22 protein-coding genes are annotated in these 23,107 nt (G+C 60.5%); 8 read left to right on the plus strand and 14 right to left on the minus strand.

Translation table 11 applies throughout. The features are described 5' to 3' along the window. The first annotated feature begins 119 nt into the window (after positions 1-119). From K7H22_RS06025 to K7H22_RS06040, 4 genes are read left to right on the plus strand one after another with little or no spacing between them, the layout of a single operon-like run. Complete coding sequence (locus tag K7H22_RS06025) at positions 120-1,550, plus strand: circularly permuted type 2 ATP-grasp protein (protein WP_230799830.1); 1,431 nt, start codon at positions 120-122, stop codon at positions 1,548-1,550. Positions 1,551-1,554: 4 nt separating this feature from the next. After that, positions 1,555-2,493 carry an alpha-E domain-containing protein gene (locus K7H22_RS06030; protein ID WP_230799831.1) on the plus strand — a complete coding sequence of 313 codons (939 nt, stop codon included), beginning with the start codon at positions 1,555-1,557 and terminating at the stop codon, positions 2,491-2,493. 6 nt (positions 2,494-2,499) lie between these two features. Continuing rightward, complete coding sequence (locus K7H22_RS06035) at positions 2,500-3,360, plus strand: transglutaminase family protein (RefSeq protein WP_230799832.1); 861 nt, start codon at positions 2,500-2,502, stop codon at positions 3,358-3,360. A 30-nt stretch (positions 3,361-3,390) separates the two neighbouring features. Then, the gene (locus tag K7H22_RS06040; protein WP_230799833.1) at positions 3,391-4,131 is read left to right on the plus strand and encodes a peptidase; all 741 of its coding nucleotides are present in this window, start codon (positions 3,391-3,393) and stop codon (positions 4,129-4,131) included. Between the two features lie 119 nt (positions 4,132-4,250). Here K7H22_RS06040 and K7H22_RS06045 read toward each other — a convergent pair whose 3' ends face one another. From K7H22_RS06045 to K7H22_RS06110, 14 genes are all read right to left on the minus strand, one after another. After that, positions 4,251-4,655: a RidA family protein gene (locus K7H22_RS06045; RefSeq protein ID WP_230799834.1), complete on the minus strand. Its 405-nt coding sequence runs from the start codon at positions 4,653-4,655 to the stop codon at positions 4,251-4,253. After that, positions 4,655-5,062 carry an acyl-CoA thioesterase gene (locus K7H22_RS06050; protein WP_230799835.1) on the minus strand — a complete coding sequence of 136 codons (408 nt, stop codon included), beginning with the start codon at positions 5,060-5,062 and terminating at the stop codon, positions 4,655-4,657. Before K7H22_RS06050 ends, K7H22_RS06045 begins: the two co-directional genes overlap by 1 nt. A 3-nt stretch (positions 5,063-5,065) precedes the next feature. Next, a complete protein-coding gene (locus K7H22_RS06055) occupies positions 5,066-5,755 on the minus strand; it encodes an ABC transporter ATP-binding protein (protein WP_230799836.1) in 690 nt (229 codons plus the stop codon). Further along, positions 5,752-6,507, minus strand: a complete 756-nt coding sequence (locus K7H22_RS06060) for an ABC transporter ATP-binding protein (protein WP_230799837.1) — start codon at positions 6,505-6,507, stop codon at positions 5,752-5,754. Before K7H22_RS06060 ends, K7H22_RS06055 begins: the two co-directional genes overlap by 4 nt. Then, complete coding sequence (locus tag K7H22_RS06065; RefSeq protein ID WP_230799838.1) at positions 6,500-7,483, minus strand: branched-chain amino acid ABC transporter permease; 984 nt, start codon at positions 7,481-7,483, stop codon at positions 6,500-6,502. The genes K7H22_RS06060 and K7H22_RS06065 overlap by 8 nt, the downstream gene beginning before the upstream one ends. A 1-nt stretch (position 7,484) precedes the next feature. Further along, a complete protein-coding gene (locus K7H22_RS06070; RefSeq protein WP_230799839.1) occupies positions 7,485-8,402 on the minus strand; it encodes a branched-chain amino acid ABC transporter permease in 918 nt (305 codons plus the stop codon). Positions 8,403-8,508: 106 nt separating this feature from the next. After that, positions 8,509-9,651: an ABC transporter substrate-binding protein gene (locus K7H22_RS06075; protein WP_419248155.1), complete on the minus strand. Its 1,143-nt coding sequence runs from the start codon at positions 9,649-9,651 to the stop codon at positions 8,509-8,511. Between the two features lie 60 nt (positions 9,652-9,711). Continuing rightward, a complete protein-coding gene (locus K7H22_RS06080; RefSeq protein WP_230799840.1) occupies positions 9,712-9,948 on the minus strand; it encodes an Lrp/AsnC ligand binding domain-containing protein in 237 nt (78 codons plus the stop codon). After that, a complete protein-coding gene (locus tag K7H22_RS06085) occupies positions 9,945-11,567 on the minus strand; it encodes an AMP-binding protein (protein ID WP_230799841.1) in 1,623 nt (540 codons plus the stop codon). Before K7H22_RS06085 ends, K7H22_RS06080 begins: the two co-directional genes overlap by 4 nt. A gap of 5 nt (positions 11,568-11,572) precedes the next feature. Then, on the minus strand, positions 11,573-12,727 hold the full coding sequence (locus K7H22_RS06090) for an acyl-CoA dehydrogenase family protein (RefSeq protein WP_230799842.1): 1,155 nt from the start codon (positions 12,725-12,727) through the stop codon (positions 11,573-11,575). 49 nt (positions 12,728-12,776) lie between these two features. Further along, complete coding sequence (locus tag K7H22_RS06095) at positions 12,777-13,577, minus strand: enoyl-CoA hydratase family protein (RefSeq protein ID WP_230799973.1); 801 nt, start codon at positions 13,575-13,577, stop codon at positions 12,777-12,779. A gap of 5 nt (positions 13,578-13,582) precedes the next feature. Beyond that, complete coding sequence (locus K7H22_RS06100; RefSeq protein WP_230799843.1) at positions 13,583-14,065, minus strand: MarR family winged helix-turn-helix transcriptional regulator; 483 nt, start codon at positions 14,063-14,065, stop codon at positions 13,583-13,585. Then, positions 14,062-14,784, minus strand: a complete 723-nt coding sequence (locus tag K7H22_RS06105; RefSeq protein WP_230799844.1) for an SDR family NAD(P)-dependent oxidoreductase — start codon at positions 14,782-14,784, stop codon at positions 14,062-14,064. The genes K7H22_RS06100 and K7H22_RS06105 overlap by 4 nt, the downstream gene beginning before the upstream one ends. Then, a complete protein-coding gene (locus K7H22_RS06110) occupies positions 14,781-17,078 on the minus strand; it encodes a bifunctional salicylyl-CoA 5-hydroxylase/oxidoreductase (protein ID WP_230799845.1) in 2,298 nt (765 codons plus the stop codon). Before K7H22_RS06110 ends, K7H22_RS06105 begins: the two co-directional genes overlap by 4 nt. Positions 17,079-17,281: 203 nt before the next feature. Here K7H22_RS06110 and K7H22_RS06115 point away from each other — a divergent pair, with 203 nt between their 5' ends. The 4 genes from K7H22_RS06115 to K7H22_RS06130 all read left to right on the plus strand — a co-directional run bounded on the left by K7H22_RS06115 (position 17,282) and on the right by K7H22_RS06130 (position 23,073). After that, entirely contained in the window at positions 17,282-18,607 is a 1,326-nt protein-coding gene (locus K7H22_RS06115; RefSeq protein ID WP_230799846.1) for an aspartate aminotransferase family protein, read from the plus strand. A 210-nt stretch (positions 18,608-18,817) separates the two neighbouring features. Then, positions 18,818-19,780: a TAXI family TRAP transporter solute-binding subunit gene (locus K7H22_RS06120; protein ID WP_230799847.1), complete on the plus strand. Its 963-nt coding sequence runs from the start codon at positions 18,818-18,820 to the stop codon at positions 19,778-19,780. Between the two features lie 106 nt (positions 19,781-19,886). Beyond that, positions 19,887-22,634 (plus strand): TRAP transporter permease, encoded by a 2,748-nt coding sequence (locus K7H22_RS06125; RefSeq protein WP_230799848.1) that lies wholly within the window; start codon positions 19,887-19,889, stop codon positions 22,632-22,634. Positions 22,635-22,647: 13 nt separating this feature from the next. Beyond that, on the plus strand, positions 22,648-23,073 hold the full coding sequence (locus K7H22_RS06130) for a universal stress protein (protein ID WP_230799849.1): 426 nt from the start codon (positions 22,648-22,650) through the stop codon (positions 23,071-23,073). Positions 23,074-23,107 lie beyond the last annotated feature (34 nt).

The raw sequence follows: 23,107 nt of genomic DNA on the forward strand, positions 1-23,107 counted from the left end.
ATAGGCGAAATGCCCATGGATTGCGCGCAAAAATTGGACCGCTCGTTGATTTTCGTTTTGCTGACAGGCCTTAATCAGGCCACCTTTGCAAAGACCAATCCCTCCTCTAACGTGAGCACATGGACAAACAAAGCCGTTTCTTTGACGAGATGTTCGACAGCGCCGGCGCGGCACGTCAGCCCTATGCGCGCTATAACGAGTGGTTCCAGACCGAGGATATCCGCCACCTGCGGCGGAAATCCGAAGAGGCTGAGGCATTTTTCCGGCGGATCGGTATCACCTTCAACGTCTATGGCCAGCAAGAGGCCGACGAACGGCTGATCCCTTTCGATGTGGTGCCCCGCATCATTTCGGCGCGCGAATGGTCGCGGCTGGAGGAAGGCATCGCGCAGCGGGTGCGCGCGATCAACGCATTCCTGCATGACATCTATCACCGTCAGGAAATCCTGCGCGCAGGCCGCGTTCCGGTCGAGTTGATCGCGCGGAACGAGGCATTCTTGCCCCAGATGATCGGCGTCAACCCGCCCGGCGGCGTCTATACACATATCGTCGGCACCGATCTGGTTCGCACCGGCGACAACGAATTCTACGTGCTGGAAGACAACGCCCGCACCCCGTCCGGTGTCAGTTACATGCTGGAAAACCGCGAGACGATGCTCCAGATGTTCCCCGAGTTGTTCACCCGCCTCAAGGTGCGCCCTGTCTCCAGCTACCCGCAAAACCTGCGCCGCTCGCTGTCGGATTGCGCCCCGCCTGCCTTTAACGGCGACAAGCCGGAAGTCGCCGTTCTGACGCCTGGCATCCACAACTCGGCCTATTTCGAACACGCTTTTCTCGCCGACCAGATGGGCGCGGAACTTGTAGAAAGCCACGACCTGAAGATCATGGATGGCCGCGTCTGCATGCGGACAACGCGCGGCTATACGCCAATCGACGTGCTTTACCGCCGCATCGACGATGATTACCTCGACCCGCTGAACTTCAACCCGAACTCGCTTCTGGGTGTGCCGGGCATCATGGATGTCTACCGCGCGGGTGGCATCACGCTGGCCAATGCGCCGGGAACAGGCATTGCCGATGACAAGGCGCTTTACAGCTATATGCCTGATATCGTGGAATTCTATACGGGCGAGAAATCTATTCTGCAGAACGTACCGACATGGCGTTGTTCGGAAGCCGACAGCCTGAAATATGTGTTGGACCATCTGTCGGAACTGGTGGTCAAGGAAGTGCACGGATCAGGCGGCTATGGGATGCTGGTTGGCCCCGCCGCCAGCAAGCGCGAACTGGCGCGGTTCGAAAAGAAGTTGCGCGCGCGGCCATCCAATTACATCGCGCAGCCCACGCTGGCGCTGTCGACGGTGCCGATCATGACCAAACGCGGCCTCGCGCCGCGCCATGTCGATCTACGGCCCTTCGTGCTGGTCTCGCCCAACAAGGTGCAGATCACGCCGGGCGGCCTGACGCGGGTCGCGCTCAAAGAAGGCTCGCTGGTGGTGAACTCGTCGCAGGGCGGCGGGACCAAAGACACATGGGTACTGGGGGACTGACGCGATGCTGGGAAAAACCGCAGGCGGACTGTTCTGGATGTTCCGCTATCTTGAACGCGCCGAAAACATCGCCCGTCTGGTCGAAGCAGGCTGGCGCATCGCCCTGACACGGTCGGGGGATGCCGAAAATGAATGGCAGTCTGTTGTCACAACAGCTGGCATGCGACCGGCCTATAGCCAGAAATACGACGATTTCGACTCGGCGCATGTGATCAATTTTCTGCTGCGCGATCCCGACAACGCCTCAAGCGTGATGTCGGCGATGAATGCGGCACGTTCCAATGCAAGGCTGGTGCGAACGGCGCTGTCCTCGGAAGTCTGGGAAGCCGTGAACGAATGCTGGATGGCGGTCAAGGCCGCGCTCGCCCGCCCTGTGACCGAACGCAATCTGGCCGAAGTGCTGTCGACCATCCGCACGCGCAGCGCCGTGGTGCGCGGTGCGCTGCATGGCACGATGCTGCGAAACGAGATCTACAACTTCTGCCGCATGGGGACATTTCTGGAACGTTCCGACAATACGGCGCGCATTCTGGACGTGAAATACTACGTCCTGCTGCCCTCGGCCTCTTTCGTGGGCACCAGCATGGACAACGCGCAATGGGAAAATATCCTGCGCTCGGTCTCGGCGGAACGCTCGTTCAGCTGGCTCAACGGTGGCGACACCACCCCGCAGGGCATCGCCCAATTCCTGATCCTCGACCGCCGCGTGCCGCGTTCGATGGCCTTCTGCTGCGCCAAAACGCGCGAGCAATTGTCCCATCTGGAAGGGGAATACGGCACGCGCCAGCCCTCACAGACAATGGCCGACGATATGTGCCGCTGCTATGATCAGCCGATTGCCGCAATCTTCGATCAGGGCCTGCACGAGTTTCTCAAGGCGTCGATCCGTGATACAGCAGCGCTGGCTCAACAGATCGAGCAGGATTTCCGGTTTTACGGGTAGGATGCCATGCGATTGAAAATCAGCCACGTGACGACCTACAGCTATGACTCTCCCGATCATTACGCGCTGTTGCAACTGCGCGTGACCCCGCGCGGCGGGCGCGGTCAGAAGGTGATCGACTGGACATCAACCATCACGGGCGGGACCAAGCAAGTATCGTTCAACGACCAGTTCAACAACCATGTCGATCTGGTTCTGGTCGACCGCGATGCCACGACCGTGGAAATCCGCAGCGAAGGCATCATCGAGACCGAAGACAATGCCGGCGTGATCGGCCCCAATAGCGGGCTGGCACCTGTCTGGATGTTCACCGCCTCGACGCCTGCCACGACACTCGGGCCAAACCTGCGTAAGCTGGTCACGCAGGCGCGCCGGATTGAGGCCGAGAACGATCTGGACCGGATGCACCGCCTCTCTGCCATGATTCTTGAACAGGTGCCGTGGCGCACGGGCAGCACCGACAGCATGACCACCGCAGAAACAGCCTTGGAAGCCGGTGAGGGTGTCTGTCAGGATCACGCGCATATCATGATCGCCGTGGCGCGCGCGCTTGGCTATGCCGCGCGCTATGTTTCGGGCTATCTGTTGATGGAAGACCGGACCGAACAGGATGCCAGCCACGCATGGTGCGAGGTCTGCCTTGATCCTCTGGGCTGGGTAGGTTTCGATGTCTCGAACGGGATTTCCCCGGATGACCGCTATGTCCGCGTTGCATTGGGGCTGGATTACGCGGATGCCTCGCCGATCAAAGGGCACAGGATGGGGAGCGGCAACGAAGCGATGAATGTCCACTTGCAAGTCGCGCAGGAGCCTGATCAAACGCAGGGCCAGTCGGGTCAGCAGGCCCAGCAGCAAACATCATCCTAAAGGCGCGCGCGCCATGTCCGGACCCAGATCATGACCTATTGTGTCGGTTTCACCCTGAACAAGGGTATCGTCTTCATCTCGGACACACGCACGAATTCGGGCGTGGATAACATCTCGGTCTTCCGCAAGATGACCATCTGGGAAGAGGCCGACGATCGGTGCATCACCTTGTTATCCGCAGGGAATCTGGCCACGACACAGGCTGTCGTCAGCCTGCTGGAAGAACGCTCGAAAAGCCCGCAGGACCGCGCCCCCAGCATCATGGCCGCCGACAGTATGTTTCAGGTGGCCACCCTGATCGGCAGCACCCTGCGCGAGGTGATTTCGACCCATGCCATGACAGGCCAGCGCGCCGATGCCACCTTCAACGCGACGCTTTTACTGGGCGGTCAGGTCAAAAACGGACAGCAACGCCTGTTCTTGATCTACCCTGAGGGGAATTTTATCGAAGCCAGCAGCGATACGCCCTTCTTCCAGATCGGCGAAACGAAATATGGACGCCCGATCCTGCTGCGTGCCTACGACGCCGATATGAGCTTTGAAGAAGCCGTCAAACTGCTGCTGGTGTCCTTCGACAGCACGATCAAGGCCAACCTGTCGGTCAGCCCGCCACTTGATATCCATATCTACGAGAAAGACAGCCTGAGTCAGGGCCGCACCCTGCGGATCGAAGGGGATGATCCCTATTTTCAAGAGATATCCAGCGGATGGGGCGTTGCCCTGCGCGAGGCATTTTCCCGCCTTCCGGCCTTCACCTTCAAGTCAGAGTAACATCAGGCGCGCGGCAAAGTAACATCAGGCGCGCGGCAAACTTTCCTTTTTTGGTTTTCAAGTACATTTGGTCCTGAAATAAACACGCCATAGTTGACAATTATCAACATTGCCGCATATCAGCCCTGTTTCGGGATAACAGCCGTAGCCTCGATCTCAAGCAGCGCCTCGTCTTCGACCAGACCGGCCACGACTACCATCGTCATCGCTGGAAAGTTGCGCCCCAAGACATGGCGATAGGCTTGGCCCACCTCGGATTGGCGGCGCAGATATTCGGCCTTGTCGGTCACATACCATGTGAGGCGCACAAGGTGCTCGGCTCCGCCGCCCGCCGCCTCGACCACGGCCATGATATTTTGCAGCGCTTGCTCCATCTGGCCGATGAAGTCATGCGTGCGAAAGACCTGATCAGCCTCCCAGCCGATCTGCCCGCCAACATAGAGCGTCCCGTCAGCCGTCAAAACGCCATTCGCATAGCCTTTGGCGGGTGCCCAACCTTCGGGCTGGATGATCTCATGCGTCATCAGTCTGTTCCTTCCACGTGTTCTTCCAATGCCTTACGCAATCCACCCGACCAAGGCACGGGTCGACCGTCCAGCCCCACATGCACAAGGGTTGACGCGGCTGTCAGGCGCAATTCGTCCCTGCAATGCGCCGCAAATTCCAGATCCAGCGCGCTGCGGCCCAGTCTTGTGCAGCGCAAGGTAATATCCAGCCAGTCACCCAAGCGACTGGGTGCCTTGAACTGTGTGTCGATCCGCGCCGTGGGCACTGCATGGCCGTGGTGCAAAGTCTCGAAGGGGCAGGCCAGCACCTCGTCAAAGAAGCATTCGACGGTATCGTTCAGCATCTCGAAATAGCGCGGATAAAAAACGATGCGCGCGGGATCGCAATCCTTGAACATGATCTTGCGACGATGGGTATAGGGCATGCTTCAGACCCCCAGATAACGGTCGGCCAGATCAGCCGTCAGATCGGCAGACTGGCCCGCCCAGACCGTTTGCCCGCGCTCGATAATGACTGCACGGTCGGCAATCTTGTTCAATTCTTTCAACGCCTTGTCGACCACAACTATCGCAAGTCCGCTGTCGCGTTTCAGCACCGCAATCGCGGCCCAGATTTCCTGCCGAACGACAGGGGCCAGACCTTCGGTCGCCTCGTCCAAGAGCAGCAGGCGAGGGTTTGTCATCAGCGCGCGCGCGATCGCCAGCATCTGTTGTTCACCCCCCGACAGCGATGCCGCTTTCTGGTCACGCCGCTCGCCCAGACGCGGGAACAGTGTGCAGATCCGGTCGAAATCCCAATGGCCGGGCCGCGCGCTGGCCATCAGGTTTTCATGCACTGTCAGCGGCGCAAAGCAGCGCCGCCCCTCTGGCACGAGTCCAAGCCCCAGCCTTGACGCACGGAAGGATGGCAGGGCCAGCAGATCATGTCCGTCAAAGACGATACGCCCGCCTATCGCGGGCACCATCCGGCAGATGGCATGGATCGTGGTTGTTTTACCCATGCCATTGCGCCCCATCAGGGCCACGACCTCGCCCTCGGCCACGTCGAAACCGACCCCGAACAGCGCTTGCGACGCACCATATTGGACTTGTAGATTGTCCACAGATAACAAGGTCATGCCGCGTCCTCCTCGCCAAGATAGGCGCGGCGCACCTCGGCATTGCTGCGGATTTCGGCAGCAGTGCCTGTGGCAATGACCTGCCCGTAGACCAGAACGGAAATCCTGTCGGCCAAGGCGAAAACAGCGTCCATGTCATGCTCCACCAAAAGGATCGGGGCCTCGGCGCGCAGCCCGTCCAGAAAGCCTGTCAGGCGTTTCGACCCGCCCGCGCCAAGCCCTGCCATCGGCTCGTCCATCAAAAACGCTTTCGGCTTGAGGGTCAGCGCGACAGCCACTTCCAACTGGCGGCGCTGGCCATGCGACAATTCGGCGGTCCGTGTCGCGGCATGATCCTGCAAACCCACCCGCTTCAGCGCCTCCCGCGCGCGTTCCAGCAGGGCGCGGTCTTTCATCACCGGACGGAAAAACCGGAACACGCCGCCGCGTTCACCCAAAGCCCCCAGAACCGCATTTTGCAGCACCGTAAACTCCATCGCCAGCGCCGAGATCTGGAACGTCCGCCCCAGCCCCAACCGCGCTCGCGCAACGGTATCCAGCGCGGTGACATCCCGCCCCAGAAACTGCACCGTGCCATTGTCAGGCTGCATATTGCCCGCGATCTGCTTGATCAGCGTGGACTTGCCCGCGCCGTTCGGCCCGATCAGGGCGTGGATCTCGCCCGCGCGCAAATCAAGGCTGATATTGTCCGAGGCTTTCAGCGCGCCGAAGGATTTACTGATGCCGTTTGTCTGCAACACAATCTCAGCCATGCGCCACCTCACGTCCGGCCAGCGTGCCGATCAGGCCACCCCGCGCGAACAGCACCACACCCAGAAGCAGCGCGCCCACATAGATCAGCCAATAGTCGCTGATTCCGCCCAGAAGATGCTCCAGCAGGATGAACAGCGCGGCCCCTGCTACAGGGCCATATAGCCGCCCGACCCCGCCCAGGATCACGAAAATCATGATCTCGCCGCTGGTATGCCAGCTGAACATCGTGGGGCTGATAAAGCGGTTGAGATCAGCGAAAAGGGCCCCCGCCAGCCCCGTGATCGCGCCCGAGATCACGAAAGCCACCAGCCGCAGCTTGAACGGCGTGATGCCCACAGTCTCGACCCGGTCCGCGTTCTGCCTTGCTGCGGTCAGGGCCAGCCCGAAAGGTGCGCGGGCAAGACGCGCCGAGAACAGCAGCGCCAGACCAAGGATCACATAGGCAAGGATCAAGAACTGCGCCGGCACCAGTGTATTCAGCCCCGGAAAGCTGTTGCGGACATAGATCGACAACCCGTCCTCGCCGCCATAGGCGGGCCAGCCGATGGTGAAATAGTAAAGCATCTGCCCGAAGGCCAGTGTGATCATAATGAAATAGACACCCGATGTCCGCAGGCTGAGCGCCCCGATCAGCAGCGCGGCAAAGGCCGAGGCAAGCATCGCCACCAGCCAGATCACCGGCATGGATTTTGTTCCCTCGATCAGGAAAGGCCATTCGGCAATCGGGTCCATGATCTGCGCGTGGCTGGCCAGAATGCCCATCGCATAGCCGCCGATGCCGAAAAACGCCGCATGGCCGAAGCTGACCAGCCCACCAAGGCCCAGCGCGATATTCAGGCCGACCCCCGCCAGCGCAAGGATCGCCACCTTGGTGCAAAGCGTCAGGATATAGGCCTGCCCCGTCGACCATGCCCAGAGCGGCACCAGCACCAGCGCAAGTGTCAGAGCCGCATTGATATATGTCTCGCGGGCCATGTCAGGCGCTCCCGTAAAGACCGGATGGCCGCACGATCAGTACCGCGGCCATCAGGATGTAGATCAGCATGGACGACAAGGATGCCCCGACGGTCGTCGCGGCAGAGGCATCCATGAACAGCCCAAACATGCGGGGCAGCAGGACGCCCCCCATCGTATCGGTCACACCCACCAGCAACGAGCCCACCAGCGCGCCCTTGATCGAGCCGATCCCGCCAATCACGATAACAACAAAGGCCAAGATCAGCACAGGCTCGCCCATGCCGACCTGCACCGACTGGATGGCGCCCACCATTGCCCCTGCCAGACCTGCCAGCGCGGCCCCCAACGCGAAAACCAGCGTGTAAAGCTTCGAGATATCAACGCCCAGCGCCGCGATCATCTCACGGTCCGCCTCGCCTGCGCGGATCTGGATGCCGATGCGGGTGCGCGCGATCAGGGCGAACAACCCCGCCGCCACGATCAGCCCCGCCACGATGATGGTCAGCCGGTAAAGCGGATATTGTATTCCCCCCGGCAGCGTGACCGGCCCTGACAGATAGGAGGGCACATCAAGATAGAGCGGGAAAGACCCAAAGACCCAGCGCGTGCCTTCGGACAGGATCAGGATCAGCGCGAAAGTCGCCAGCACCTGATCCAGATGGTCGCGTTTATAAAGCCGCCTGATCACCGTCATTTCGATCACCGCGCCTGCCACCGCCGCCGCCGCAAGACTGGCAGCCAGCGCCAGCAAGAAAGATCCGGTCAGTCCCGCCACGGTTGCCGCTGCGAAAGCGCCGATCATGTAAAGCGAGCCATGCGCCAGATTAATCAGGCCCATCACGCCAAAAACCAGTGTCAGGCCTGCCGCCATCAGGAACAGCATGATCCCGAATTGCAGCCCGTTCAGCAGTTGTTCGGCAAAAAGAAGAAAGGTCATCGCGCCCGTCCGTTCAGATTGACCCCGGCCTGCCCGCACGCTTTGCGCGCAGGGAACTGGCGGCCAGACTGGCCCCGGCGCAAGCGCGCCGGGACCGTTTTGCTACTTACATCTTGCAGTCGACGGCATAGGCGTCGACATGGTCTTCAAGCGCTGTGCCGATGATCTTGTTGGTGAAGACATCACCTTCCTGGATCACTTCACGGACATAGATGTCCTGAATCGGGTGGTTGTTATTCCCGAACTTGAAGTCACCCCGCGTGCTGGCGAAATCCGCCTCCTTCAGTGCGGCACGGAACGCATCTTTGTCCGAGATGTCGGCCTTGCCGATCGCCGACAAAAGCAGGTTTGCCGTGTCATAGCCCTGCGACGCGTAAAGCGATGGCAGACGCCCGTATTCCTGCTGGAACTCGGCCACGAAGGTCGTGTTCGCCGCATTGTCCAGATCCTTGCCCCATTGCGAGGTGTTCACTACACCCAGCGCCGCAGCACCGACAGCCTGAAGTATGCCCTGATCAAAGCTGAAAGCGGGGCCGACAACCGGCAGATTTACACCGCTATCGGCATATTGCTTCATAAAGGAAATTCCCATGCCGCCCGGCAGGAAGAAGAACACCGAATCCGCGCCAGAAGCACGGATTTGCGCGATCTCGGCCGCATAGTCGGTCTGGCCCAGCGTGGTATAGACCTCGCCCGCCAGTTCACCCTCGTAGAAGCGCTTGAAGCCGGTCAAGGCATCGGTGCCTGCAGGGTAATTCGGCGCAAGAATGAAGGTATTGCCATAGCCGGTCGTGGTCGCATAAGCGCCTGCAGCCTCGTGCAAGTTATCATTCTGCCATGCGACGTTGAAGTAGTTGGGATGGCAATTCGCCCCCGCCAAGGCCGAAGGGCCCGCATTGACCGACAGATAGATCTTGTCCTGCGCCACAGCAGACGGCACCACGGCCATTGCGAGGTTGGACCAGATGATGCCGGTCAGGACGTCCACATTCTCGGCCTGGATCATCTTGTCGGCCAGTTGCACGGCAACTTCCGGCTTTTGCTGGTCATCCTCGATCACCACCTCGACCTCGTCGCTGCCGGACAGTTTCAGCGCCAGCATGAAGCCGTCGCGCGCGTCGATGCCAAGGCCGGCACCGCCGCCGGACAGCGTGGTGATCATCCCGACCTTGACCTTGGTCTCGGCCATGGCCGTTCCTGCCATCAGCATCGCTGTTGTAGCCATCAGGCCCAGTTTCGTCAGTGTCATTTCATTACCTCCGCATTGGTTTTGTTGGTCTTTTCACGTCGTCTTTGTTGTCATTACCCTTCAGAACGCCTTGAAAGTCGGCGTCGTCAGGGTGCGTTCGATGCCGGAAATATCCAGCAGATTGTCATTGATATATTTGCCCACATCCGCACCCTCAGGAATATACAGCTTCATCAGAAGGTCAAACGCCCCGGATGTCGAGTAAAGCTCGGAGTGGATTTCCCGCAGCACGATCTGTTCCGCCACGCTATAGGTCGTGCCGGGTGTGCAGCGGATCTGGATGAACAGACAGGTCATTCATGCCCCTCCTTCAGGCGGAACCGCTGGATCTTGCCGCTTTCGGTTTTGGGCAAGCTGTCGCAAAACACGATGATCCGGGGATATTTGAAAGGCGCGATCTGCGCCTTGACGTGATCCTGCAGGGCCTTGACCATGTCATCCGACGCCGTTGCCCCTGCCCGTAAAACCACATGCGCCTGAACAATAGCGCCGCGCGCCTCGTCCGGCGCACCGATTACCGCGCATTCGGCGACATGGTCATGCGCCAGAAGTGCCGCCTCGACCTCGGGCCCCGCGATATTGTAACCCGACGAGATGATCATATCGTCATTGCGCGCCACAAAATGCAGATAGCCGTCATCGTCCATCACAAAGGCATCGCCGGTGACGTTCCAGCCATCCCGCACATATTCGGCCTGCCTGTCATCGGCCAGATACCGGCACCCCGTCGGCCCGCGCACGGCCAGCTTGCCCACGGTGCCGCGCGCCACCTCCTGCCCGTCTTCACCGATCACTTTCGCCTCATAGCCGGTCACCGTCTTGCCGGTGCAGGCGGGGCGATGGTCATCGAAGCGGTTCGAGATGAAAATATGGAGCAGTTCCGTCGCCCCGATCCCGTCCAGCATCGGCTTGCCGGTCTTTGCCATCCATTCGTCGTAAACCGGCGCGGGCAAAGTCTCACCCGCCGAGACCGCTGCGCGCAGGCTGGACAGATCGGCGCCGCGGTCCATCGCGGCCAGCATCGCGCGGTAAGCGGTGGGCGCAGTAAAGCACACCGTCGCGCGATATTTCTGGATAATCTCGATCATATTGGGCGGCGAGGCATTTTCGAGCAGCGTTGCCGCAGCACCAAAGCGCAGCGGAAACACCGCCAACCCACCTAGACCAAAGGTAAAGGCCAGGGGCGGCGATCCGACAAACACATCCTCGGGCACAACATCCAGTACTTCGCGCGCATAGCCATCGGCAATGATCATCAGATCACGGTGAAAATGCATCGTGGCCTTGGGCGCCCCCGTCGTGCCGGACGTGAAACCCAGTAACGCCACATCATTGCGTCCTGTCGGCACAGCATCAAACTGCACGGGTTTTTCAAGGGCCAGTCGGTCCAGTTCGGCGTCATGGTTGGATGTGCCGTCAAACCCGACAACCCGCGTCACGAAGCGCGATCCCGCCGCACAGGCCTCCATCTCGTCCATCAACCTTGTATCGCACAGAGCATGGGTGATCTCAGCCTTGTCCACGATCTTGGTCAACTCGCCTGCCCGCAGCATCGGCATGGTGTTCACCACCACCGCACCCGCCTTGGTCGCGGCCAGCCAGCACGCGACCATCGCGGGGTTGTTGGCCGAGCGGATCAGCACCCGGTTGCCGGGTTTGACGCCCAGATCCTCAACAAGCGCATGGGCCAGACGGTTGGTCCAGTCGGCCAGTTCCTTATAGGTGCGCCTGCGCCCGTTCCCGATCAGCGCGGTCCGGTCGCCAAATCCGCGCGCGACCATCGCATCGGTCAACTCGACGCCCGCATTCATCCGTTCGGGGTAATCAAACCCATCCAACAAGAAATCCGGCCATTGGTCCAAGGGCGGCAGGTTATCCCGCGTGAAGGTATCGACATGCGCGCTTGGTCCCAGCATCTGCATCATTCCCCTTGAAAGGCCCCTATGGTTTGCCGTGCAATCACGACCCGCTGCACGTCCGACGCGCCCTCATAGATCCGTAGCGCCCTGATCTCGCGGTAAAGCCGTTCCACAACAGCACCCGAGCGCACCCCATCGCCGCCATGCAGTTGCACGGCCATGTCGATGACCTTCTGCGCCTCGTCCGTGGCATAAAGCTTGGCCATCGCCGCCTCGCGCGTCACGCGCGCAGCACCGGCATCCTTGGTCCATGCTGCACGGTAGACCAGCAAGGCTCCCGCATCGACGCGGAGCGCCATATCCGCGATATGCCCCTGCACCATCTGCAAATCGAACAGCGGCGCGCCCTGCACCTGACGCGCCTGCACGCGCGCCAGAGCCTCGTCCAGCGCGCGACGCGCAAACCCCAAAGCCGCCGCCGCCACAGTCGAGCGGAATACGTCCAGCACCGACATTGCAATGCGGAACCCCTGACCGTTTTGCCCGATCAGTGCATCGCGCGGCACCCGCACGCCATCAAAACGCAGCAAGGCCAGCGGATGCGGTGCGATAGTCTCCAACCGCTCCACCACCTCAAACCCCGGCAGATCCGCCGGTACAACAAAGGCAGACAGCCCCCGCGCGCCCGGCGCCTCGCCCGTGCGGGCAAAGACGGTATAGACATCCGCGATCCCGCCATTGGAGATCCATGTCTTCTCGCCGTTCAGAATGAACCCGTCCTCATCCGCCTGCGCGGTCATGGTGGAGTTGGCGACATCCGACCCCGATTGCGGCTCGGTCAGTGCAAAGGCCGAAATCGCCCGCCCCTCCCGCGTTCGGCTTAGCCACTCGGCCTTGTGCTGATCGCTCCCGAAAAGTGACAGCGCCCCTGTCCCCAGCCCCTGCATGGCAAAGGCAAAATCCGCCAGCCCGTCATGGCGCGCCAATGTCTCACGGATCAGGCACAGGGACCGCACATCCAATACCCCGTCCATCGCGCCGGAATGGCGCAACCAGCCGCCCTGCCCCAGCATTGCGACCAAGGACCGGCAGGCCGCATCCGTATCACTATGATCCACCGTCCCCAGATTGGCCACGCACCACGCATCCAGCGCGCCGGACAGTTCCCGATGCCGGTTCTCGAAAAACGGCCAGTCCAGAAACGACCGATCAGCCATGGCGCGCCACCCCCCGTTTCATCGTGCTAAAAATACTCAATCCCATCGCTCAATCCCCTGCAAACACGGGTTTTTCTTTCACGACAAAGGCCTCATAGGCCCGCACGAAATCCTGCGTCTGCATGCAGATCGCCTGCGCCTGCGCCTCGGCCTCAATGGCTTGGTCAATCGACATGGACCATTCCTGCGCCAGCATGGTTTTAGTCATCATATGCCCGAAATTCGGCCCCGCCGCGATGCGCTCCGCCATGTCCTGCGCCGCCTGCGCCAGTTCATCCCCTGCCACCAGACGGTTGAAGAAGCCCCAGCGCTCGGCCTCATCCGCCGTCATCACGCGGCCGGTATATAGAAGTTCTGCCGCCCGCCCCTGCCCGATAATGCGCGGCAGGATCGCGCAAGCGCCCATATCGCAGCCCGCAAGCCCGACGCGCGTGAACAAAAACGCAGTCCTGGCCTCAGATGTGCCGATCCGCAAATCCGAGGCCATTGCGATAATCGCCCCCGCACCGACACAGATCCCGTCTACCGCCGCAATCACAGGCTTGCCGCAATTGACAATCGCCTTGACCAGATCGCCGGTCATGCGGGTGAAGGCCAGCAATTCCTTCATCGTCATCTTGGTCAGCGGTCCGATGATGTCATGCACATCCCCGCCCGAGCTGAAATTGCCACCATTCGAGGCAAACACCACCGCCTTCACATCATCGGCATAGACCAGATCACGGAACCAGTCGCGCAACTCGGCATAGCTCTGAAATGTCAGCGGATTCTTCCGCTCGGGCCGGTCCAGCGCGATAGTCGCGACCCCATTCTCGATCTTGCACAGAAAGTGCTCCACATCGCTCCGCATCTCGGTCATTCGGTTATCCCTTTTTCATCCAGTTTCTGCGCCAGCGTCTTAAGCCGAGACGCATAGTTGCGCGCCTCCTCGGGGCTGAGTTCCGCCAGCATCGTATCAAGCCACGCCTCGTGTTCCGCCGCCTGCCGCGCGAAAACCTCTTTGCCGCGCGCGGTCAGCCGTACCAGCATGGCGCGGCGATCGCCTGCCACCGGCACACGCACCACCAGCCCGTCATCGGCCAGACGGTCCACAATCCCCGTGACATTGCCGTTCGAGACCCGCAGCACGCTCGAAAGCGCTGACATTCGCAGCCCCTGTTCGTTGCGGCTGAGGGCGGCCAGCACGTCAAAGCGTGGCAAGGTGCTGTCAAATTCGGTCCGCATCCGTTCGCGCAGTTCCGCTTCGATCTTGCGGGTCACGGCCAACAGCCGCAGCCAGAGCCGCAGCCGCTCTTTCGAGCTTTGCTCGGCCAACATGAGTTCCGGTTTGCCAGTCATATCTCTCCCCCTGCGACAGACAGCGCATGCCCGTTCACCATCGACGCCGCAGGCGAGGCCAGAAACATCACCGCTGCTGAAACCTCGTCCGGCGCGATCAGGCGGCCCATCGGGTTGCCGCTGACGACCTCGGCAATGGCCGCGTCGCGGTCCAGATCGAACCGCTTGGAAACCGCGCTGATAGCGGCCTCGGCCAGAGACGTTTCCACGAAACCGGGGCAGACCGCATTGCAGGTGATGCCCTTTTTTGCCACCTCCTGCGCCACCGACCGCACCAGCCCCAGCACGCCATGCTTTGCCGCCGCATAGGCCGGAATCGTCGCCCCGCCCTTGAGGCTGGCGGTCGAGGCCATGGCGATCAGTCGCCCGCCGGATGGCATCTGGTGCAAAGCCTCACGAAAAACCAGAAACGTGCCGGTCATGTTCACCGCAAGCGTCGCGTTCCAGTCGTCCAGCGTGACAGACCGCAGCTTGCCCGCAACTCCGCCTCCCGCATTGGCGATGACCACATCGAAAGGCGCATCGAACAATGCCTGCACCTGCGCCTCGTCCGTGACATCGGCGGTGCGACAGTCCATGTCGAACCCCGCAGCGGTGTCCTGCAACGCCTTGATGCGTCGGCCTGTGATCGTCACGTGGTCGCCCTCCGCAGCAAAGGCCCGTGCCACGACACGTCCGATCCCCGATCCGCCACCTGTCACAAGAATACGCCTTGTCATACTTTGCCCACCTGTTCCGCGTCACGCTCGGCCAGCCGCCACGCCTGATCGCGCCCCGCGATGTAAGGCAGCGGCCAGCTTGCATGACGATCGCCAATCGCGGTGCCTGCGTGCAGCGTCCAATAAGGATCGGCCAAATGCGGCCGCGCCAGGCAGACCAGATCAGCCCGCCCTGCCATCAGGATCGAGTTGACGTGATCTGGCTCATAGATATTGCCCACCGCCATCGTCGCCAAACCCGCCTCGTTGCGGATTCGGTCGCTGAACGGCGTCTGGAACATGCGCCCATAGACGGGCCGCGCTTGGGTGGATGTCTGGCCAGCAGATACGTCGATGATATCCGCGCCTGCGCCGTGGAACATCCGCGCGATCTTGACCGCTTCTTCCGGCGTCACACCGTCGTCGCCTACCCAGTCATTGGCGGAGATCCGGACAGAGAAGGGCTGACCTGCAGGCCATACCGCCCGCATCGCCTTAAATACCTCAAGCGGCCAGCGCATCCGGTTCTCCAGACTGCCGCCAAAGTCATCCGTCCGCAGATTCGACAAGGGCGAGATGAAGGACGACACGAGATAGCCATGGGCGGCATGCAGTTCGACCATATCGAAACCTGCCCGTGCGGCCATTTCCGTCGCCGCGACGAATTCCGCCGTTACCTTGTCCATATCGGCGCGTGTCATCTCGCGCGGGGTGGCGTTAGTCTTGGACCACGGGATAGCCGAGGCTGACATGATATCCCAATTGCCCGCAGGCAAAGGCGCATCCATCACGTCCCAGCCAAGCTGCGTTGATCCCTTGCGCCCTGAATGTCCGATCTGACAGCAGATTTTCGCCTCTGTCTCGAGGTGCACGAACTCCACCAGACGCCGCCAAGCCGCCTCATGTTCGGGCGCATAGAGCCCGGGACAACCCGGCGTGATCCGTCCTTCGGGCGATACGCAGGTCATTTCCGTATAGACCAGCGCCGCGCCGCCTTTGGCGCGCTCGGCGTAGTGCACGAAGTGCCAGTCTGTCGGGCAACCATCCACAGCCTTGTATTGCGCCATGGGTGACACGACGATCCTGTTCGCCAGTTCCATATCTCGCAGCTTGAACGGCGCGAACATCGGCGCGCGCAACGGCGCATCCTGGGGCACGCCCGCCTGCGTCTGGAACCAGCGTTCGGCCGAGGCCAGCCATTCCGGATCGCGCAGGCGCAGGTTTTCGTGGCTGATCCGTTGGCTGCGGGTCAGCAGCGAGTAATTGAACTGCACCGGATCAAGGTCCAGATACCTCTCGACCTCCTCGAACCACTCAAGCGAGTTGCGCGCCGCCGATTGCAAGCGCAACACATCCAGCCGCCGTTCGTCCTGGTATTTGACAAAAGCCTGCTCCAGCGTGGGTTCGGTATCGAGATAGGTCGCCAAAGCAATCGCGCTATCCAATGCCAACCTTGAGCCTGACCCGATCGAAAAATGCGCCGTTGCCGCCGCATCGCCCATCAACACCACGTTCTGGTGATGCCAATGCGCGCAATTCACCCGCGGGAAGTTGATCCAGACAGCCGAGCCGCGCAGGTGGTGCGCGTTCGACATCAGATCATGCCCGCCAAGATGCCCCTCGAAAACCTTGCGGCAGGTCTCGACAGTGTCTTCCTTGGACAAATCGGCGAAACCCCATTTATTCCATGTGTCCTGCGTGCATTCCACAATGAAAGTCGCTGTCTTGTCGTCGAACTGATAGGCATGCGCCCAGACCCAGCCATGCTGCGTCTTTTCGAAAATAAAGGTAAAGGCATCGTCGAATTTTTGATGCGTGCCCAGCCAGATGAACTTGCATAACCTTGTGTCGACATCGGGCCTGAAATGTTCGGCCCATTGGCTGCGGACGCGGCTGTTCAGGCCATCGGCGGCCACTACCAGATCATAAGCTTTCGCATATTCCTCGACCGGCCCCACCTCGGTCTCGAACTGCAGATCAACACCCAAAGCCCGCGCGCGCTCTTGCATGATCGTCAGCAGCTTCATTCGCCCGATCCCCGCGAACCCGTGCCCGCCGGACACGGTGCGATGCCCGTCATGAACCACGGCGATATCATCCCAATAGGCAAAATTCTCGCGGATCGTAGCGGCACTGACCGGATCATTGGCTTCAAGGTTGCCCAGCGCATCATCCGACAGCACCACGCCCCAGCCGAAAGTGTCATTGGCGCGGTTCCGCTCGAACACCGTCACTTGCGTGTCAGGCTGGCGCAGCTTCATCGAGATGGCAAAGTAGAGACCAGCCGGCCCGCCCCCAAGACATGCGATCTTCATTCCGCGTCATCCTTCCGATAGCCACTAAAAAAGCCTATCCGCACCTGAATTTATTTCAAGTATAAATCTTTTAGGTTTGAAATACATCACCGACAAACATTCTAACTAACTGTTTTATTTTACTTTTTTGGGAAGCCCCGCAAGGCAATTGCACCATCAAGCGCCGAGGATTAGGCTGGCACAACCATCAGGAGAGCCTGCCAATGCCCCATATCTTTCCCCGCCATTCCCGCCAGAACCTGCCCACAGTTGCAGGTGGCGAAGGTTGCTACCTGATCGATTCGACCGGCAAGCGATATCTCGACGGCTCGGGCGGCGCGGCTGTCTCCTGCCTTGGTCACGGTGACAGGACCATCATCGACGCGATCAAGGCGCAACTGGATAAGGTAGCCTTTGCCCATACCGGATTTTTCACGTCCGAGCCTGCCGAAGCGCTGGCGGATCTGCTGATCGAACATGCGCCCGAAGGCCTTGACCGTGTCTATCTGGTCTCGGGCGGGTCCGAGGCGACCGAGGCCGCGATCAAACTGGCCCGCCAATACTGGGTCGAGAAAGGTCAACCAGAACGCGGCCGCCTGATTGCGCGGCAGCAAAGCTATCACGGCAACACCATCGGCGCGCTGTCAGCGGGCGGCAATGAATGGCGCCGCGCACAATTTGCGCCACTTCTGCTGGATGTCAGCCACATCCCGCCCTGCTACGACTACCGCTTGCGCCGCGACGGCGAAAGTGCAGAAGATTATGGCATCCGCGCGGCCAATGAACTCGAAAAGGAATTGCTGCGCGTCGGCCCCGAAACGGTCATGGCCTTTATGGCCGAACCTGTGGTGGGCGCCACGGCAGGCGCGTTGACACCCGCACCGGGCTATTTCAAACGCATCCGCGAGATTTGCGACCAATACGGCATTCTTCTGATCCTTGATGAGGTAATGTGTGGCATGGGGCGGACAGGCCATCTGTTCGCTTGCGACGCGGACGGGATCGCGCCTGATATCTTGTGCATCGCCAAGGGTTTGGGCGCGGGATACCAGCCAATTGGCGCAATGCTGTGCAGCGCAGAGATATACGACACGATCGCCACAGGCAGCGGTTTTTTTCAGCACGGTCACACCTATCTCGGCCATCCCACAGCGGCTGCGGCGGGTCTGGCCGTTGTGTCCTCGATCATCGAGAGGGACTTGGTCGCGCGGGTGCGCGTGCAAGGTGACAAGCTGGCCAAGCGGCTTGAGGCGCGTTTTGGCCAGCACCCCCATATCGGTGATATTCGCGGGCGCGGATTGTTCCGCGGCATCGAGCTGGTTGCCGACCGCGAGACCAAAGTCCCCTTCAATCCGGCGCGCGGAATCGCCGGCAAACTCAAGACCGCGGCATTCGAGGCTGGGCTGATCTGCTATCCCATGGCGGGTACGATTGACGGGCGCATTGGCGACCATATCCTGCTGGCCCCACCATTCATTATCGAGGACCGGCAACTGGACGAATTGACCGACAAACTCGCCTTGGCGCTGGATCACGTCCTGCCAAAGTGAATTGCGAAATAAAAGTCATGTAATTCACATGCTTGATAAACATATTTCCAAAGCTGACCTTTACGTAAAGCCTTTCCTGCGTTGCACTTTGCAAAAATGCCGCTAGGCTTGTGATCAAAATATAATCACGGGTTGTTAAAACCCCGAGGCAGAACAGAAAACAGGCTAGACGTCTCTCGGCACCCGAGCTTGAAACAAGGGAGACAAAAAATGAAAATCTTCAAAGTCGCCTCCATGACTGCGGCCATCGCCCTCTCGGCGCAGGTGGCCCATGCACAGGAGCGTTTCATCACGATCGGCACAGGTGGACAAACCGGCGTCTACTACGTCGTGGGACAGTCGATCTGCCGCCTGGTGAACCGCAATACCGCTGATCACAACCTGCGCTGCACAGCACCGTCGACCGGCGGCTCCATCGCCAATATCAACGCGATCAAGGCGGGCGACATGGATATGGGCGTGGCCCAGTCCGACTGGCAGTTCCATGCCTATAACGGGTCATCGCAGTTCGAGGGCGATGGCTATGACAAGCTGCGCGCAGTCTTTTCCGTGCATGGCGAACCCTTTACCGTCCTTGCGCGTGCAGATGCGGGCGTCAGCGAGTTTGCCGACCTCAAAGGCAAGCGCGTCAATGTCGGCAATCCGGGGTCAGGCCAGCGCGCGACGATGGATGTCGTGCTGAACGCCTTGGGCTGGACGATGGATGATTTCGGGCAGGCATCAGAATTGCAGCCCACCGAACAGGCCGCTGCTCTTGGCGACAATAAGGTCGATGCCATCGTCTACACCGTGGGTCACCCCAATGGTTCAATCCAGGAAGCGACATCGACCGTGGATTCCAAGCTGGTCAACCTGACCGGCCCTGAAATCGACAGCTTGATCGCGGACAATCCCTATTACGCCAAGGCCACGATCCCCGGCGGCATGTATGCCAATAACGACGACGACACGACAACCTTCGGCGTCAAGGCAACCTTCGTCACTTCGGCCGATGTGGACGAGGACATCGTCTATACCGTCGTCAAAGCCGTGTTCGACAATTTCGACCGCTTCAAGGGGCTGCACCCCGCTTTTGCGAACCTGACCGAGGAAGAGATGATCGCGGACGGCAACTCGGCTCCGCTGCATCCCGGTGCGGAAAAGTACTATCGCGAGCGTGGCTGGATCGAGTGATCCTGCTCTCTGCATGACTTTTTCCGGCCCGCTTTTCGCAGCGGGCCGGAAGCCGACACACGGGACAAAACCGTGGGCCTGAAAAACAACAGCAGGGACCCCGAAGATGAGCGATGACCCCCAACGCAACGCCTCTGCTCGATCCACAGCCGAAGGGCTGAGCCAGGAAGAGATCGACGCACTGGTTGCCGCGGCCGATACGGGCGGGCGCACGCCCTCGGCCCCTGTGGCCATGTTCATCACGGTCGTGGCGCTGGCATGGTCGCTGTTCCAGCTCTGGATCGCCTCACCAATCCCCTTCATGCTGGGTTTCGGCATTTTTAACGACACCGAGGCGCGGTCCTTCCATCTGGCTTTCGCGCTGTTTCTGGCCTTCGCCGCCTATCCTGCCGCCAAAGGCGCGTTCCAGACAGTTCTGGCGATCGGTGTACCGGTTGCTGTGTGCGCCGCCTTCATGCACGGGGCCAGTTCCGGCGATCCGGTTTGGTGGATTCCGCTTGTGGGCGCGATCCTGATCGGCGCTGTGCTGCTGGGTTCGCCGCGCCAGCGCGTGCCGTCTTGGGAATGGGCACTTGCCATCATTGGCGCGGCAACCGCTCTTTATGTCTTTGTGTTCTATGCGGAAATCAGCCGCCGCATCGGCGCGCCGATCCTTCAGGACCGGATCATTGCCGTGATCGGCATACTCGTGCTGCTTGAGGCGACACGCCGCGCGCTGGGACCGGCGCTGATGATCGTCGCCAGCATTTTCCTGATTTACACATTCTTCGGCCAGATGATGCCGTCCATCATCGCGCACAAAGGCAATTCGCTGAATGAAGTGGTCAACCACCAGTGGATCACAACCCAAGGCGTTTTCGGCATTGCCTTGGGGGTTTCGACCTCTTTCGTTTTCCTGTTCGTGCTGTTCGGCTCTCTGCTGGATAAGGCGGGTGCCGGCAATTACTTCATTCAGGTGGCTTTCAGCCTGATGGGGCATATGCGCGGCGGGCCTGCCAAGGCAGCGGTTGTATCTTCGGCCATGACCGGCCTCATCTCCGGCTCGTCCATCGCCAATGTAGTCACGACCGGCACCTTCACCATTCCGCTGATGAAACGCGTGGGCTTTTCATCGGAAAAGGCGGGCGCGGTCGAGGTCGCATCCTCGGTCAACGGCCAGATCATGCCCCCTGTCATGGGGGCTGCGGCCTTTCTGATGGTCGAATATGTCGGCATTTCCTATTTCGACGTAGTCAAGCACGCCTTCCTGCCCGCTGTGATCAGCTATATCGCGCTGGTCTATATCGTCCATCTCGAGGCGATGAAGGCGAATATGAAGGGCCTGCCTCGCGCCTATGAACCGCCCCCCATCATCCAGCGCCTGATCGGCATCGCCTTCACCATCGCGGTCATCTGCGCGCTTAGCTTCGGCGTCTATTATGGCATGGGCTGGATCCGCCCCACTTTCGGCGACTCCGCCGGCTTTGTGATCTTTGCCTTGCTGATCCTGGTCTATGTGGCCTTGCTGCGCGTCGCTGCACGCGAGGCACCGCTCAAGATGGAAGACCCCAACGCGCCGGTGACCAAACTGCCCCTACCCGGTCCGACCGTGCGCTCGGGACTGCATTTCATCCTGCCGGTGGTCGTGCTGGTCTGGGCTTTGATGGTCGACCGTTTGAGTCCCGGCCTGTCGGCGTTTTGGGCCGCGGCCTTCATGGTCTTCATCCTGATCACGCAGCGCCCCATCATGGCCGTGCTGCGCCGCGAGGGTGAGATCGGGCTGGCCATGCGTCAGGGCTTTGTTGACCTGATCGAGGGTCTTGTCGCCGGTGCGCGCAACATGATCGGTATCGGCATCGCTACGGCGACTGCAGGTATCATCGTGGGCGCGGTCAGCCAGACGGGGGTCGGCTCGTCACTTGCAGATGTAGTCGAGGTGCTGTCGGGTGGTTACATCCTTGCGATCCTGCTGCTGACGGCTGTGCTCTCGCTGATCCTTGGTATGGGTCTGCCCACAACGGCCAACTATATCGTGGTCTCGGCTCTGCTGGCCCCTGTCATCGTGACGCTGGGCCAGCAGAACGGTTTGATCGTGCCGCTGATCGCGGTGCATCTGTTCGTCTTCTACTTCGGCATCATGGCGGATGTGACCCCACCTGTCGGGCTGGCCAGTTTTGCCGCCGCTGCCGTATCGGGCGGTGATCCGATAAAAACAGGCGGCGTGGCGTTTTTCTATTCGCTCCGCACCGCTGCCTTGCCATTCCTGTTCATCTTCAACACCGAATTGTTGCTGATCAACGTAACCTGGGTGCAGGGCATTTTCGTTTTTGTTGTCGCCACAGTGGCAATGCTTCTTTTCGCCGCCGCGACGCAGGGCTGGTTCATCACGCGCAACCGCATCTACGAATCCGCGATCCTTCTGCTGGTCGCCTTCAGCCTGTTCCGGCCCGGTTTCTGGATGGACATGATCGCGCCGCCCTATGACATCCTGCCCCCTACGCAGATTGAGGAGGCGGCCATCAACACCCCGACCGGAGAGTTGCTACGCCTGCGGATCGACGGGCTGAACGATCTGGGCGATCCGATCAGCTTTGTCGCCCTGCTGCCGATTGGCGAGGGCGAGACAGGCGAGGAGCGTCTGCTGGCCTCGGGTCTCGAGGTGATCGTGCAGGGCGATCAGGTGATCGTGGATAATGCCGCCTTCGGCAGTCCCGCGCAGGAAGCCGGTTTCGATTGGGATCAGGAGATCACGCAGGTCTTGGCCCCCATTCCGCAGCCGTCGAAATATTGGATCTTCCTGCCGGCGCTGCTGCTGTTGGGCGGAGTTGTGATGATGCAACGGCGGCGCGCGGCAGCGCTGCCGCAGACCGCCTGAAGGGGGGCGCGCCATGTTCAAGAATATCCTGCTACCCGTAGACATCGAACATCCTGAATCATGGGCAAAGTCCTTGCCCATGGCGGTGGAACTGGCGGGAACGACAGGGACGCTGCACTTGCTGGGGGTAGTGCATGACATCGGCTCGGCTTGGGTGGCGCAATCCCTGCCCCGCGATTTCGAGGCAACCTCGCTCCAGATGATGAAAACGCGTCTCAAGGAACTGGCCGCGCAGGAACTTCCGCAGGACCTGTCTGTCAAAACCCATGTCGGACATGGTCATATCGCTGAACGCATCCTGATGATGGCAGATTCCGTGGGGGCCGATCTGATCGTGATCGCAGCGCTACACTCCGACGATCTGCGGACGCTCATGGTCGGTTCCAACAGCGGAAAAGTTGTCCGGCATGCGAAAATCCCCGTTCTGACCGTGCGCTAATCGCCGCCTTGAGGTTGACGCAGCGTCAATCTTG

This window comes from Seohaeicola saemankumensis (assembly GCF_021021435.1).
GTDB lineage: Bacteria > Pseudomonadota > Alphaproteobacteria > Rhodobacterales > Rhodobacteraceae > Seohaeicola.